9 protein-coding genes are annotated in these 16,202 nt (G+C 34.2%); 3 read left to right on the forward strand and 6 right to left on the reverse strand.

Going from position 1 to position 16,202, the window contains the following annotated elements; translation table 11 throughout:
- Positions 1-433 precede the first annotated feature (433 nt).
- Positions 434-2,425 carry a putative porin gene (locus tag BM296_RS00010; protein WP_091900454.1) on the reverse strand — a complete coding sequence of 664 codons (1,992 nt, stop codon included), beginning with the start codon at positions 2,423-2,425 and terminating at the stop codon, positions 434-436.
- A 168-nt stretch (positions 2,426-2,593) separates the two neighbouring features.
- Here BM296_RS00010 and BM296_RS00015 point away from each other — a divergent pair, with 168 nt between their 5' ends.
- Positions 2,594-6,868, forward strand: a complete 4,275-nt coding sequence (locus BM296_RS00015; protein WP_245786945.1) for a thrombospondin type 3 repeat-containing protein — start codon at positions 2,594-2,596, stop codon at positions 6,866-6,868.
- Positions 6,865-7,590 (forward strand): hypothetical protein, encoded by a 726-nt coding sequence (locus BM296_RS00020; protein ID WP_091900458.1) that lies wholly within the window; start codon positions 6,865-6,867, stop codon positions 7,588-7,590. Before BM296_RS00015 ends, BM296_RS00020 begins: the two co-directional genes overlap by 4 nt.
- Before the next feature lie 63 nt (positions 7,591-7,653).
- On the opposite strand, the gene BM296_RS00025 is transcribed toward BM296_RS00020, so the two are convergent.
- From BM296_RS00025 to BM296_RS00045, 5 genes are all read right to left on the reverse strand, one after another.
- Positions 7,654-8,355, reverse strand: a complete 702-nt coding sequence (locus BM296_RS00025) for a hypothetical protein (protein ID WP_091900460.1) — start codon at positions 8,353-8,355, stop codon at positions 7,654-7,656.
- 132 nt (positions 8,356-8,487) lie between these two features.
- Complete coding sequence (locus BM296_RS00030; protein ID WP_091900462.1) at positions 8,488-9,879, reverse strand: aryl-sulfate sulfotransferase; 1,392 nt, start codon at positions 9,877-9,879, stop codon at positions 8,488-8,490.
- Between the two features lie 173 nt (positions 9,880-10,052).
- Positions 10,053-10,853: a hypothetical protein gene (locus BM296_RS00035; RefSeq protein ID WP_091900464.1), complete on the reverse strand. Its 801-nt coding sequence runs from the start codon at positions 10,851-10,853 to the stop codon at positions 10,053-10,055.
- A gap of 14 nt (positions 10,854-10,867) precedes the next feature.
- Positions 10,868-12,307 (reverse strand): RagB/SusD family nutrient uptake outer membrane protein, encoded by a 1,440-nt coding sequence (locus tag BM296_RS00040; protein ID WP_091900466.1) that lies wholly within the window; start codon positions 12,305-12,307, stop codon positions 10,868-10,870.
- A 20-nt stretch (positions 12,308-12,327) separates the two neighbouring features.
- Entirely contained in the window at positions 12,328-15,393 is a 3,066-nt protein-coding gene (locus BM296_RS00045; protein ID WP_091900468.1) for a SusC/RagA family TonB-linked outer membrane protein, read from the reverse strand.
- 207 nt (positions 15,394-15,600) lie between these two features.
- Between BM296_RS00045 and BM296_RS00050 the strand changes: the two genes are divergently transcribed.
- Positions 15,601-16,182, forward strand: coding sequence for a ribonuclease HII (locus BM296_RS00050; protein WP_091900469.1), 582 nt, complete (start codon positions 15,601-15,603; stop codon positions 16,180-16,182).
- Positions 16,183-16,202 lie beyond the last annotated feature (20 nt).

Below are 16,202 nucleotides of genomic sequence, written 5' to 3' on the forward strand. Positions count from 1 at the left end.
CACAATATTTCAATGAACTTCTATCCACTCCGCACCGAATCTCTCGATTCCTTCGCTTCGTTTCCCTTAGGTGTTTCCCTAAGCGGCTGCAAATATACAACTGTTTTTTAACCTGACAACTTTTATCGAAAAAAAATATTTTTTCTTTTTTCCCAGATCAAATCAACATATACATGAACCTTTTTCCAACTCCCGATTCAGAACTAATCTTCCTCGTTTGCGGGGTGCAAATGTACACACTATTTCTAAATACACAACTACTTTTAAAACAAAATAAACAAAGTTTTTTGCACCAACACACAACACCTTTGTTTACAGGTTTTTATAACTCTGAAATAAAGAAATACATACAAAACACTAACTGTCAGATACTTAATCAATCAGACAAGTATAACTTTCCAATAATCAATGATTTAGAACTTATGCAATAAGGTTAAGAAAAGAAATTCCACACCAAACCAAAGCGTATTACAAAATCTCGATAAGGGTAGTTTGGTGCTGCATAGTAATCATACCCTGAGAAAGAAGAATTAAAATGTTCTGCCTTTAAATAAATTCTTGTCTGTTTAATTCGTGCATTAATAAAGAAATCTAATAAAGGATACCCACCTAGCTCTTCTTTATTCTGAACATAAAACTCACCTAAAATAGGATTGTAACCATTCATATTATAACTAGTAAAGTATTTAAAGGTAATACCTGTTTGTAGGTACATTGCTTTTTCAAATACATCGGAAGAAAAATACAGTGTATTCCTTGTGACTAATTGCGGAACATTCAAAACTTGGGTATCTTGAGTTACGTTTTGATACATTACCGTATTATTCAAGGCAAACATCCCTACCTTAAATTCTTTTTCATATTTAACCTTTAGATGAGATACAGTATTACCTTCTTGTAACGGTTGCAAAAAAGCATTATCAAAACCATCTGCTATTTCCTCATCTGAAACCGGTGCGAAATATGTATAGTTATCTAAATTACTATACTTTACCATTAAGTTACCCCACGTTTTTGACAAGAGCTCCACTTTTAAACTACTAGTGCGTTCTTTTTCAAAAACATCACTATTATTCCAATTATAATTTAAGTATTCGCTTTGATATAATAGATAATTGAAATCTGGCATCCTTGAAGAGGTGTGCAATGAGAATCTCAACTTATTATTCTTATTAATACTATATGATGCCGAAGCATTAAAAAGGTTCCCCGCCAATTGACCTGAAAGGTTATATTTCAAATCAGCATCAAAATCAAATTGCCCTATCCGCTTTGTGTACTTACCAACAATACCTAACTCTGTTCCATTTAATCTACTAGGTATTATTATCCCATCTGCTTCTATAAACTGACTATTGAAATAATAATCATAATTATAAACATTTACGCCCCCAGTTAATTTACCCAAGGTTCTATTATAAAACTCAGCATTTACTTCGTTATAAAAAGATTTTAAAATTGCTTTATCATCTATACTACTTAAAATTGCTTCACCGAACAAATCGTTATTACTCGTCTGGACAAACTGATAATATTTAGTCTCATAATCAAAAGTATGACCTATAGATAAAGATGTTTTTTCAAAGCGAGTTGAATCTAACTGCTTTCTAACTAATTTATAGGTCTGATCCAAATAATACCTTTTACCTAAAATCTTATTATTTGCATCATCTAAATAAACATCTACTCTCGGCCTATTGATGAAATCTGGATCTCCTGATTCAAATTGATCTTCTTTTTCTGATAAACCTCCATTTTCTTCAGAAGTAATATTCTGGGCAGCTATGTGGGCCCTTAACGCATATCTACCGTTTTTAGACAAGTAATTTGTTGTGGTGATAAAGTTTCCTGACTCTATTTCAGTATCATTATATTTCCCTAATGATCTAAAACCGGTATAACCTATAGAGAAGTTTAATCTTCTGGAAGTATTAAAAGTTAAATTGGCATCTAAAAGTTGACCTTCTTCCAATGTTGTTTTAAAAAAGAGCTCTGTCATTGGTGTTGCAACATTATAATAATCTATTTGCTCTTTTTCCAAATACTTGCAATCTTTTGCTTTAGCACCTAAACTGGGATAGCTAGTTATTCTATCAAAATCTACTCCTAATTCATTATAAGCTTGACCTATATTAGAAAAGGACATCAACTCAAAATCATCTTCACGTAAGTAATTATACTTATATTCCTTTTGAATGGTAAGGGTAGTATCTAAAAAAGTAGTATCTCTCTCAAAAGAAATTATTTTATAATCTTCTATTGTCAACGTTATAGAATCTTTCTGCAACTTCTCTTTTGGACTAATTGGTTTGGTCTTTTTACCCGGCGGAAGTGAATCATTCTTTCTTTCTGACTTCTCAATTACATCTTGGCCTAAAGTAATCGAAGTTGTTAAACACAATAAAACTATAATTATATATCTCATGAAGTCTTGTTACCCTTGCAAAGTTAATTTTTTTGTTGCTAAGTAAATGTGAAAATTCAATTGACTTTAATAACCACAATACAAAGGATTCCCAAATTAATATTAAATTTTAACTGATGTCTTTATTATATAAAGGAATATTTTTCTGATTTTTATAAAAAAATGTTAATGAAAATATTGCTTTTTAATGCATTCGCATTCTTAGCGTTTGCATCCGCTTCTGCGCAGTTCAATGAAAATGCGCCTTGGATGAAAGAACTAAACGGAAATGAACAAACCTCAAAGTCTTTCAAAAGTACCCATTCTTTATATGATATCTCTGATGCGTTCAATGATTATTGGCGAGATAAAGACTATTCTAAAAAAGGTAGCGGATTTAAACCTTACAAAAGGTGGGAGAATTACTGGAGTTATTATATAGATAAGAATGGAAATTTACCTACTTCTTATGATTTATGGGAATCATGGAAAAGCAAGCAAGAAAGTATTGGCAAAGAACTTAACCCAACTGCTAGTTGGAATGCAATAGGTCCTTTTACCCATGACACCTATTCTGGTGCTCTTTCTGGTCAAGGAAGGGTAAATGCAATTGCAGTAGACCCTAATAATGCTAACATTTGGTATGTTGGCGCACCTGCCGGTGGAATTTGGAAATCAATTGACGGTGGCGCTTCGTGGGTAAACTTATTTGACGATTTTCCCCAAATTGGTGTTTCGGGTATAGCAATTGACCCTAATAATTCGCAAATTATATATATAGCTACAGGTGATGATGATGCCGCAGATTCTTATAGTGTAGGTGTTTTTAAATCTATTGATGGCGGAAATAGTTGGAACGAAACTGGATTAAACCCTAGTACTTCTAACATTAATTTATTGATGAATGAAATTACCATTGACCCGACCAACTCTAATACTATTTGGGTAGCTACCAGTGTTGGCCTTCAAAAATCCATAGATGGTGGTACAACTTGGGAAGTAAAAAGAGCAGGTAATATTCAAGATTTTAAATTAAAACCTAATGACCCGAACACCATTTACGCGGTTACGTCTAATACTTTTGTGAAATCTACAGACGGAGGAAACACTTTTACTGAAATAACAGATGGAATTCCTGGAAGTTCAGGAAGGTTAGTTATAGGAACAAGTGTAGCAAACCCAAGTGGGGTATATCTACTTAGAGCTTTAACAGGGGGAAATAGTTTTGCGTTTGGAGGGCTATATAAATCTTTAGACAGTGGTGAATCTTTTACAAAAACAGCAAGTGAACAAGATATCTTTGAATCTAATCAAGCTTGGTTTGATTTAGCCATTGAAGTTTCCCCTACGAATTTTAATGAAGTATACACAGGTTGTTTAAATGTATGGAAAAGTACTAATGGCGGTAACACTTTTATTAGAGTAAATAGATGGAATGTTAGTGACCAAGGTTATACCCATGCAGATATACATACCATTAAAATTTTCAATAATAAGGTATACGTTGGTAGCGACGGTGGAATCTATATGTCTGAAAATGGGGGAAGCACTTTTACCGATTACACTGCTGGAATTTCTATTAGCCAGTTCTATAGAATTTCTGTAGCTAAAAATGATTCAGGGAAAATAACTGGAGGACTACAAGATAACGCTGGTTTTATTAGAGATCAAGAACAATGGAATGTTTTTACCGGTGGTGACGGCATGGATTATGAAATAGACCCAAACAACAGTAGCTTGGTTTATGGATTTGTACAGTTTGGTGGAAGTTTATTTATTTCTTCGGACTCCGGTCAATCTGTTGGTGTAGTTGGTGCACCAAATGATGCCAATGGAAATACAATTCAAGGAAACTGGATTACACCATTAGCTATAAGTTCTGACGGCAATGTTTACGCTGGTTTTGATGCACTCTACAAATTAGAAAACAATGAATGGACTAAAATTTCTTCATCTATAGGAACAGGAAATATAGATGATTTAGAAATAGACCCGCAAAATCCCGAAACTATTTTCGCAGCTGAAAGTAATATACTGTACAGAAGTAGAAATGGGGGGCTTACGTTCAGCTTAATAAAAGTTATGGATTCTGAAATTTCAGATATGGCCATTAACTCGAACGACAGTAATATAATTTACCTCACAACTTCTAATAGAGTAGGACTTGCTTTAACAGACCAACCAGCCGAGAGAGGTGTATTTAAGGTTACCATTGGTGAAACAGAAACTACTTCTGAGAACATAACTTATGACATACCTACAGATCAAGCTTTTTTCTCTATAGCGCATCAAGGCAGACATACAGATAACCCTATATATGTAGGTACTAGTTTAGGTGTTTACAGATTAGATGACACTTTAACCGAATGGGAAGAATACTATACCAATTTACCAAATGTTGCGATTAGCGATATTGAAATAAATTTAGATGGAGAGAAAATTATTGCCTCCACTTACGGTAGAGGTGTATGGGAATCAAGTATACCTATACAAATTCCCGATGATGAAATTAGATTGGTTTCTATAAGCCCATCATCTAATGAAGTTCTGTGTAGCAATTTTATTCCTACGGCGACGGTAGAAAACCAAGGTATTAATGCAATTACAGCTGTGGATATTGAATATTCCATAAACGAAAGCCCTACTCAAACCTTTACTTGGACCGGAAACCTTTTAAGCAATGAAACTGCTATAATTGAATTACCCTTAGAAACCACAGTAACTTTTGGCACCTCTACAATAGCGTTAACGGCAACTATTGCCAATGACACTTATAATGATAATAACACTTTACAAAACAGGTTCTTTTTGAATGAACCTGGCTCTGGTGGTACGGTGAACACTTTTGAAACAGAAGAAGAATCGTTAATTACCTATAATGATGGTAATTCTGAAAATGTTTGGCAAAAAGGTATCCCAACAGGAACAAAATTAAATACATCAACATCGGGTACTAATGTTTACGGTACAAATTTAAGTGGCGATCACCCAAACAGTACCAAAGCTATTCTTTTAAGTAATTGTTATGATATGACTACTATTATAGCTCCAGTGCTGAAATTTAATATGGCTTATGACCTAGAATTAAACTTTGATGTGTTGTATGTGGAATACTCTATTGACGAAGGTGGCAATTGGGACATTTTAGGAAATATTGATAGCGAGCCAAATTGGTATAATAGTAATAGAACCAACGCACTTTCTGAAGAAGCGGACGATTGTCAAAATTGCCCTGGTGCACAATGGACAGGTGAAAATACTGATATGACAGCATATGCTTATGATTTTAATTTGAATGCTACCAATGGAGAACAAAACCTTACCGGTGAAACTAATGTTCTATTCAGAATTGTTTTTCAATCAGACCCTGCAGTAACTCAAGAAGGTGTAATTATTGACGATTTTGTCGTTGATGGTTTACCAGATGATGATGACGATGATGATGATGGTATTTTAGATATTGATGATAATTGCCCATTAATTGCTAATGCCGATCAGTTAGATACCGATAATGATGGAGCTGGAGATGTTTGTGACACTGATGATGACAATGACGGTATTTTAGATGTTGATGATAATTGCCCATTGGTTGCCAACCCAAATCAAGAAGATGATGATTTAGATGGTATTGGTAATGTTTGTGACAATGACAGTGACAACGACGGTGTACCAAACGATATAGATTTATGCGATGACACACCAAATGGTACAGTCGTAAACATTGATGGTTGTGAGGTATTTTCTTTGCCAAATACTAACTTTCAGATTCAAACAATAGGCGAAGGTTGTAGCATAAGTAATAATGGTAGTATTTCAATTACCGCTGCAGATACATCTTTTAACTATAATGCAGTTCTAACAAGCTCAAATGGCTCTGCAAACGCCAGCTTTACCGAAGAAAATACATTTACAGATTTAGCCTCTGGCAATTATGAATTATGTGTAACAGTTGAAGGACAAGATGATTACCAAGCATGTTTTGAACTTACTATTTCTGAACCAGATGCATTATCCGTATCCGCTAAGATAAACTCACTAAACAACGAGGTAACACTTAGGCTATCTGGAGGTGAATTATATACCATCTTTTTAAACGATAAAATGTATTCTACCACGGAAAAAGAAATTACTTTGCCTTTGGAAGATGCTTCTACATTAATTTCAGTTAAAACAGGTTTAGATTGCCAAGGAGTATTTACAGAAAAAGTAGTACTGAGCGATGCTTTACTTATATATCCGAACCCAATTGAAGGAGGAGATTTAACTATTTATCTTGGAGCAGAAGCTGCACCTGAAATAACCATATCACTTTATAACGTAAATGGAACAAGTGTTTTATCTAAAAACATGAAACCATCTAATAACGAAATAAAGCTTAGTGTTGACGGTTTAGCCACCGGAGTTTATCTATTAAATATAAAATCTGGCAGTACACTTTCTAATTACAAAATTATAAGAAAATGAGAATATTAAAATATACATACTACATAATACTAGTAAACCTACTACTAATATCTTGCGGTGGTGGATCTGATAATGACACTCCTGTTGACCCCATAGTACCAGTTGTACTAGATCCAGATGCGGCAAGCTTAATATTTCCAGAAGACAATACGGAATGTAATGAAGGTGTTGTAAGCACTAGCGATGAAACAAAAAGTACCGTTACATTTGAATGGTCAGCTGCAGAGAATACAGATTCCTATGAGATTAAGCTTAAGAATTTAGATACGGGAAGTGTAACAACTGCCGTTTCTAATACTAACGAGAAAGATATCAGTATAAATAGAGGCACGCCTTATGAATGGTATGTTATTTCTCTCGCAAATGGTACATCTACTAGTGCAACCAGCGACACATGGTCTTTTTATAATCAAGGACCTGGAATTGAAAATTACGCACCTTTTCCTGCTATTGCTATTAGCCCACAAAGGGGATCTACAGTTTCAAGTTCTAGTACAACTATAATTTTAGAATGGACAACATCAGATGTAGATGATGATATTGTCTCTTATGAAATTTTGTTCGATACTAGCGAAACACCTACAGTTTCTTTAGGTGAAACAATCGAATCAACTATAGAAGCTACTATTGCTTCAGGCAACACTTATTATTGGAAGGTTATCACAAAAGACTCATTTGACAATTCTTCTATCTCTGAATTATTTGAATTTAGAATAGAATAACAAAATTAAAAAAGCCAAGGATGCAATTACACCCTTGGCTTTTTTAATTTAATAAATATTTTTTTATAGCGAGTTATAATAATTAAGGAAACTAATTACATCTTTCTCTTGACGAAGGTTCAATTTATTTTCCTTCACATATTCTTTCATTTCCTCTTTTCTATCTCCCGTAAAGTCCAAAATACTTTTTTTCGTTAGACGTACTTTAACCGCATGGTTTTCTGCATCTGCAATCGTTTCATCTAACATATAATAAGAACTATTCCAAACAAATGTTGGTGGTACATACTTTTCATAAGATGTACTTGGGCTCCGTGCTTGTTTCAATAAAGCCTCTGGTTTAAATAAAAGTTTTAAAGCTCCTTCATTTAAATCAGTAAAATAGCTTGTCTTTATTGATTCATCTGAATCAACATAGGTGTAAATGCTATAATTCTTACCATCTATCTCAACTCTAATATAAGCACGCTTTAAAAGCGAATAGTAAGAATCTTTTGAAATATTATCTAATATTTCAACCTCATTTCTGTAGGCATTATAGCGCATCTTACCAACCTCTTTAACTTTATCGTCAACAATAACCTCACCATGTACAAACTCTTCATTTAAATAAGGTGTTCCCTTGGCTTTTGAAGGTTCTATCTCGGTACTACTAGTAACAAAATTCACTATACCTTCCTCAGGTACTGGCGAATAAGCGTTTTGTCCATTTACGTTGTTGATTACAAAAGTGGTAATGAAAATTACCGTTAAAATTTTATTCATTTTATGCATTGATTTTGGGACAATTTAATTGTTTATTATGAATTGAAGTGTTTAAAAACTGTTATTAAAAACTTAAAATATATAGTTTTATAACAAATTATTATACGACCATTCTACTGTTAATTTTAAATATTACGGAGTATCATTATTTAAAAAAGAAATAGCTGGACTATCAAGATTATAATGATAAGATCTCCAGTAGAAACCAGTACCCTCAAACTCCCAAACTACTTCTTTTGCATTAGTTACTTCGATAACACCCATAGAACCAGAAGTTATCAATGTATTGCCATTATCTAAACGAATTGCTCCCGAAACTCTAGCAGAATAAAGATTATCCCTAGTGTATTGCCATACAGTTTCTGGTTCATTATTTTCATTTGGAATTAAATTCAATTCTGCCGGTAAGCTAAATTCGTAAACTACAGATTGTTTAGTATCGCCATTTCCATTAGCATATACTAAAATATTACCAGCACCCGGCAAACCATCTTTTAAAACATTAGGGAAGTGATTATTGTAGAATAATCGTTCACCACTCTCGTTATTATAAGCCCTAGGATTTCCAAAACGATAAACTAAATCTCCACCTTTACCAAAATTACCACCTGTATCTATTATAGCTTCCTCAGCAGTTGTACTATGATCAATAACCCAAACCTCACTAAAATAGTTTACACTTAAATAAATTAAATCTTTATTACTATCATAACTTAATCCATTTGCATGCATAATATCACCGTCCGGACCTGTTTCTTCTCTTAAAACATCTATAAAGTTGATGTTAATTTTTTCAGGGTTATCTGCCACAACACCAAAATGCGGTTTAGAACTATCAGCATCTTGAACTATATGGTCCCAAGAATCCCACTTCCAAACAATTTCATTTGTAGCAGGATTTATTTCTATTATCGATTCTGTATACACTTTTTCCTCCTCACCAAGGTAACCTATGGCATCAAGTTCATCGGGAAGTCTTAGATCCCACACTAAGGCCAATACATTTCCATTAGGCAACATTTCTACATCATGATGGATGATATGTTCTTCATTTGCCAATATAAACTCCCAATCAATTGAATTATCAGGATTTATTATTTGGATTATTCCACCAAATCCACCAAAACTAAAAGTTGGAGAATCTACTCCCAATGACGCCAAAAGCTGACCATTTGGCATTAACTCCACATCATTACCTAAACCAAATTCTAATTGCCATTCATGAACAATTTTTGCAGAATCTTTTTCCATTAAATACACCCGATCCTCAGTAGCTTCGTTGAACAAAACATATCCTTCTTTTGACAAAGAATTATCATACAGCAAAACGCTACCTGTTTCTCCTTCCAAAGGATACACGGTTTCAACCGGAGTTTCTGTTTCAACTTCTTCCACTATTTCTTCTTCAACAACTTCTTCATTCAGCTCTTCTTGCTCTATTACCCTATCATCATCTGATGAACAAGAAATAACAAAACTTAAAAAAAAGATACTTAATACTTTAAAAACTATTTTATGTTTCATAACTAGGAATGCATTTTAAAGATTTTGTCGTAAAACCTAAGTAAGACTTTATAATGAAAATAAAAAAATCAGGCTAAATTGCTTCAGCCTGATTTCATATATATTATAATGATGTTTTTAAATCATCATAAATTCAAACAATATTCAATTGTTACAGAGAAAATGTTCAAATTTTACTTACAATAATCAACTGTGATTAAACCTGCATCTGCGCTTTCATAACCTCCAGCAACATTACCTTTTGGCGATATAATTTCAAATCCAATTTCACCATACTGATCTCCTGGAAAGAACCACTCGACAGATTCAGTACCCTCAGGTATTGTAATCGTTGCAGTTCCTTCTGATCCATCATTAGGTGTACATTCGCCATCTCCTAAAAAAGTACCCGCAGCACTACCATATGGAGAACAAAGTCCAACTTCAAATACAGTACCGTCATTTAAAGTAATGGTTAAACCAGAACCTCCAGTAGCTGCATCAGTCTGCCAGCCATCTCCATAAGAGTCAGACATATTAATAATCCAATCGCCAGGGGTAATTGGACATTCTCTATAAAATTCTAACGCTAACGGTGAATCTTTTATGACAAGATCATTAGATCCAGTTACATCTACTAAGTTAAGCACAAGATTGGCTCTACCCTCTTCTGGTAAAGCATCAAAATTACTGGTTATAGTAAGTGTAGATCCAAAAGCACCTGCTGGAATAGTTAAACCGCTGATCGAATATTGATCTGCTGTTGCTGTAGATGAAGGATCAACCTCCACGGAAATAGTTCTTTCACTATCCGTTTTTGTAGTAACAAACACATCTACAGTTATTGATGCCCCTTCCGCAGGAGTTGGCACTAAAATAGAACTCTCTGAAAAATTGGCGAATGTTTGGCCATTTTCACTATCAAATACTATATTCTCTTCTTCACAAGAAACAAAAGCAAAAAGTACTGCTATTATTGAAATATATTTTTTCATAATTTATCTAATTTTTAGTAGCCAGGATTCTGAACTATATTTTGGTTAGAATTGATTTCAGCAATTGGAATAGGCATTTGAAATCTGAAATTATCCGCAGCTAAAGTTGGGAAATCTGGAGGTGTTCCAGAACCATCAATAATATCTCCCATAGTAGAACGCATTACAGGTTCACCACGACGTTTTAAGTCAAAGAATCTATGTCCTTCGAAAGACAACTCAACTCTTCTCTCAAATTGAATAGCATCCTCAAGATCTTGACCTGCTTCACCACCATCATAAGCTACATATCTTAAATCTCTAAGCTCGTTAAGGGTAGATAAAGCATCTAGTCCTAACTCAAACTGAGCCTCTGCCTTATTCAATAACACTTCCTCAGCACGCAAAACCTTAATATCTACACGACCATTAACTTCACCTGTTTCTCCAAGAAACTTGGCAATTGCATTATATTGGTTACCACTATTTTCACCGATATAAGAAATTACTCCTAATCTTAAATCATCTTCATCAATACTATTAAAGAAATCAAAATCAAAAGCATATTCCAAAACATCAGAAGCTGTAGTTTGGCTATACAAAACACCCACGTTATTACCTGTACTTTCAGATGAAGTATTAATTGCCAATTCTACCACTAAGCCTGCTTCATTTACATCAGTATACAAACCTTCAAGATCCTCAGCCGTAGCTAATTCTACATCAACTTTATTAGCAGCGTCAATTACTTTCTGATATTCTCCATTATAAAGATATACTCTTGAAAGCAATCCGTAAACACCATTGACGTCAAGCTTGCCCTCTCCATTATCTTCACCTATTAGTTGCGCAGCTCTTTCTAAATCACCAATAATCTCAGCGTAGTTACTAGCAACGGTTTCCCTTACTGGCTCAGCTAAAGGATCTTCTGTATCACCATCTTCGGCCTTAATATAAACAACTCCTAAAGAAGCATTTGCATCAGCAGATTGTGTAGGTATTTTTCCGTAAAATCTAACCAAATCAAAATGTGCCCAAGCTCTAATTGCCAAAGCTTGTCCTAAGATGTTATCTTTTTCAGCACCATCGGCTAAATTGTCTATTTGAGCAATCACCAAATTGGCAACATTTACGGCCTCATAAGCTTCACTCCAATAAAAATCTATTGGACCAGCTGTACTTGCTACATATCTATAATCAAAGTAAGTACTGTTTGAGGTTCTACCTGTTCTTACAAGAGTAACATTATCTGAAAGAATGTCAGGAATACCTTGCAATCCAGAACCTGGATCAGAATAGTAATTCCACAATTGCCTGTAAGCTCCATCTACACCGTTCTGGAATGCTGATACACTTGTAAAAAATGTTTCAGGATTTCCTTCAACAAACGGTTGCAGATCATTCAACTCATCGTCACAGGACAAAAAGAACCCGAACGAAAATAAAAGAACTAATAATTTTATGTTATTTTTCATTTCTAACTTTTTTTTTGTTTTTAAAATCCTACTTCAACACCAAAAGTGTAAGACCTTGTATTTGGATAGCTAAATAGGTTAAATGATCCAGGTACGAAACCAGTATCTCCAGGCTCACCTGACTCTGCTGAACCTAAACCAACTTCTGGATCACCATTAAAATCAGTAATGGTAAATAAATTCTGTCCAGCTACGAAGAACCTTAGAGAATTTAAGCCAATACCATCAATCATATCTCTAGGCATGTTATAATCTAAAGTAAGAGTACGTAGTCTTAAGTAATCACCCTTTTCCAAAAATCTTGTTGAAGTTTGGTCTGCATTACTTTGATATACCGGACTAGGTAACACATCAGTATCACCTGGCTGTTTCCAGTAGTTGAAAGCTTCAACCCTTTGACTGCTAGCTATGTTCCCAATAGAAATTCCTGAAGAACGTTGAAAGTTATAAATATAATTTCCGCCTTTGTAAACGAAATCACCTCTAAGACCAAAACCTTTGTAAGAGAACGCAGTGTAAAAACCACCTTCAAAATCAGCTATTGGAGATTTTCCTTCTTGTAATTGTTGAAAACTATCACTAAACTCGTTAGTAACATTCCCATCTAAATCATAATATAAAGGCTCACCGTTTGCAGGGTTAACACCAGCATATTCAACCGCATAGTAAGAATTAATTTCTTCACCAACACGTAAAATGTTATCTCCAAATGTACCAGTAACAATATCTTCACCATCAACTAACTCAACAACTTCATTATCAATAAAGGTAATGTTACCACCAAGTGTCCATTTAAAGTTTTGCGTTCTAATAACATCTCCGCTTAAAGAAACTTCAATACCTGAGTTTTCTATTTCGCCAATATTAGAGAATATAGAGTTGTTTTCATCACCTACTGTATAAGAGATAGGACGATCTAAAAGTAATTCATTTGAGTTTTTCTTAAAGTAATCCACAACACCATTTAATCTATTGTTGAACAAACCAAATTCTACACCAACATCAAAAATAGCCTGAGACTCCCATTGAATCTGTGGGTTACCTACACCTACAGGTAAGGCAGTTGTTTGACCATTATATGTATTTGCAAAATCTAATAAGTTCAAATATTGGAAATCACCAATATTTTGGTTACCAGAAGTACCGTAAGAAGCTCTTAATTTCAATGTATTGAAAATAGAGTTTTCCATAAAGCTTTCATTAGCAATGTTCCATGCCGCACTAGCACTATAGAAATAACCGTATTTATTATCAGGACCGAATCTTGAAGAACCATCACGTCTTACTGATCCAGATAGAATATACTTTCCATCATAGTCATAGTCCATAAATAAACCTTGAGAGAATAAAATTCTTCTAGACTCTACAGAACCAACTGTAGTTGCTTCAGCAGCTACATCTAAATAAGGAATACTCGGTGAAGGAAAACCTCTACCTGAAGCCAACAAATCCGTTGAAATGTTTTCGTTATACTCCAATAGGAAACTAGCTGAAAAATTGTGAACACCATTAAAAGTATCTGAATATGTAAACACGTTATTAACGTTATATTCAAAATCAACTTCTAACTCATCCGTCTGAGTACCCGGAAAGGCAGCAGAACCAACTATAGAATTTAATACTCCACCAGCCAAAGAACGGCTAGTTCTATTATATCTGTTACTAATCAAACCAACACTAAAATTATTTGAGAATTTATCGCTAAAAGTCATTCCAGCAGTTAAATTCCCTATCAACAATAGATTCCTTGTATCTTCTGGCTCAGTAATCAATGCATTAGCAACTTGAAAACCTTGTCTTGTAGGATTATATACATTTTCACCTTGACTATCCGTTACTAAAGAACCATCATCATTGGTCAAAAATAAAGGCTCATAAGGATTGTAAGTGTACATAGCACTAATAGGATTCTGTACATTATTTCTATCTCTTGGCAAATCTGTAGTACTACGAGATACCGAAACATTCGCTCCTATATTCAACCAATCTTTAGCTTGATAATTAGTATTTAAACGAGTAGAAATTCTTTCGAAACCATCAATATTCTGAATGATACCTGAATTTTTGTCATAACCTAAAGACAAGAAATACGTTAACTTTTCGTCTCCACCAGAAATAGACAGATTATTAGATTGAATCACAGAATTTTTCAAAAGTGCTTCTTGCCAGTCGGTATCTAAAGATATCAATCTTGCAAGTTCTGCAGGTGAAGAAGTCGCACCAGGAGTACTAGTTGCAGCACCAACACCTAAAGCAGCATATTGACGCTCTAACTCTAGTTTTTGAGATGCATTCATAACATCAAAATTATCTGGAATTTTTTCTCCAAAACCATATGATGATGAAAACTTAATTTGGGCTTCACCAGCTTTACCTCTTTTCGTAGTAATTAAAATAACACCATTAGCTCCACGAGAACCGTATTTAGAAACGGTAGCCGCATCTTTCAATATTGAGAATGTCTCAATATCACTTGGGTTCAAGTTACTAATTGGGTTAAAATCTCTTTCCGTATCAATTGGAATTGGAACACCATCAATAACATACAAAGGAGTAGTTTGTGCATTAATTGAACCAACACCTCTAATTTGAACGAAGGCAGTATTACCTGGTCTACCGTTTGCAGCAGTTACCTGAACACCTGCAGCTTGACCTTGCAAAATGTTATCAATACTAGTAGAAGGTACAAATGCTTCAATTTTCTCAGCAGAAACTGTAGAAATTGCAGATGTAGAAAGTTCTTTAGATCTAGAACCATACCCTACAACAACAACTTCTTCCAATGCCTCAGCATCTTCTTCTAATTGTACATTAATAGTGTTAGATGCACCAACACTCATTGTCACTGTTTTTTGACCTAGGTAAGAAAATCTTAATTTTTCACCTTGATTTACGTTGATGGCATAGTTACCATCAAAATCTGTTTGAGATCCGTTTGTTGTTCCAACAACTACAACCGACACTCCCGGTAACGGCAAACCGCTTTGATCGGTTACAACACCGGTCACTGTTTTTTCCTGTGCAAAGGAAAATGTCATGAAGAGCACCAATAAAGGTGTCAACATCCACGTCAACTTCTGTTTCATAAAATTTGTTTTTGAATTAGCTTGCGCCAAAAGTCCAAAAATTTGCTTAGTATTCCAAAAGCTATCTTAACCCAAAAAAGTTATATGTTAAAAAAACACGTATTATTATTTTTTTCTTTTCAAAAGGAGAAATTTGTTGAAAAAAAGACAATTATTTAACAATAAATCATTATTTAAAATTCAAAATTTTAAGTTAAAAAAAACATAATGCTTCTTAATTTTTACAAAAATATTAACGAAACAGGTACCGACGAGGCTGGCAGAGGCTGTTTAGCAGGACCTGTCACTGCTGCCGCAATCATTCTTCCCGAATCATTTGAGAACACTATTTTAACAGATTCAAAGCTATTATCAGAGAAAAACAGAGAATTATTAGAGCCTCTTCTAAAGAGCAAAAGTATCTGTTATGGTATAGCTCATATACAACAAAATGTCATAGATGACATCAATATCTTAAATGCTTCTATTTTAGCAATGCACCAAGCAATAGATTCATTGTCCAAAACTCCAGATTATATAATTGTTGACGGCAACAGATTTAAACCATATAAAGACATTCCACATTCATGCATAATTAAAGGAGACTCTAAATATTTAAGTATTGCTGCAGCTTCAGTTTTAGCGAAGACGGCTCGAGATGCCTACATGTTAAAACTTCATGAAGAATACCCTATGTATAACTGGAAGAAAAACAAAGGCTACCCTACCAAAGAGCATAGAGCGGCTATTAAAAAATATGGTCCTACTAAATATCATAGAATGAGTTTTAAGCTTTTGCCCGACAACTAAACCTAATTATACAAATAGTA

Origin of the sequence: Maribacter stanieri (assembly GCF_900112245.1) — a bacterium.
Lineage (GTDB): Bacteria > Bacteroidota > Bacteroidia > Flavobacteriales > Flavobacteriaceae > Maribacter > Maribacter stanieri.

Bases quoted from the DNA above. Each gene is read 5' to 3' on its own strand.
- BM296_RS00010 (WP_091900454.1), bottom strand. From the start codon at position 2,425: ATGAGATATATAATTATAGTTTTATTGTGTTTAACAACTTCGATTACT.
- BM296_RS00015 (WP_245786945.1), top strand. From the start codon at position 2,594: ATGAAAATATTGCTTTTTAATGCATTCGCATTCTTAGCGTTTGCATCC.
- BM296_RS00020 (WP_091900458.1), top strand. From the start codon at position 6,865: ATGAGAATATTAAAATATACATACTACATAATACTAGTAAACCTACTA.
- BM296_RS00025 (WP_091900460.1), bottom strand. From the start codon at position 8,355: ATGAATAAAATTTTAACGGTAATTTTCATTACCACTTTTGTAATCAAC.
- BM296_RS00030 (WP_091900462.1), bottom strand. From the start codon at position 9,879: ATGAAACATAAAATAGTTTTTAAAGTATTAAGTATCTTTTTTTTAAGT.
- BM296_RS00035 (WP_091900464.1), bottom strand. From the start codon at position 10,853: ATGAAAAAATATATTTCAATAATAGCAGTACTTTTTGCTTTTGTTTCT.
- BM296_RS00040 (WP_091900466.1), bottom strand. From the start codon at position 12,307: ATGAAAAATAACATAAAATTATTAGTTCTTTTATTTTCGTTCGGGTTC.
- BM296_RS00045 (WP_091900468.1), bottom strand. From the start codon at position 15,393: ATGAAACAGAAGTTGACGTGGATGTTGACACCTTTATTGGTGCTCTTC.
- BM296_RS00050 (WP_091900469.1), top strand. From the start codon at position 15,601: ATGCTTCTTAATTTTTACAAAAATATTAACGAAACAGGTACCGACGAG.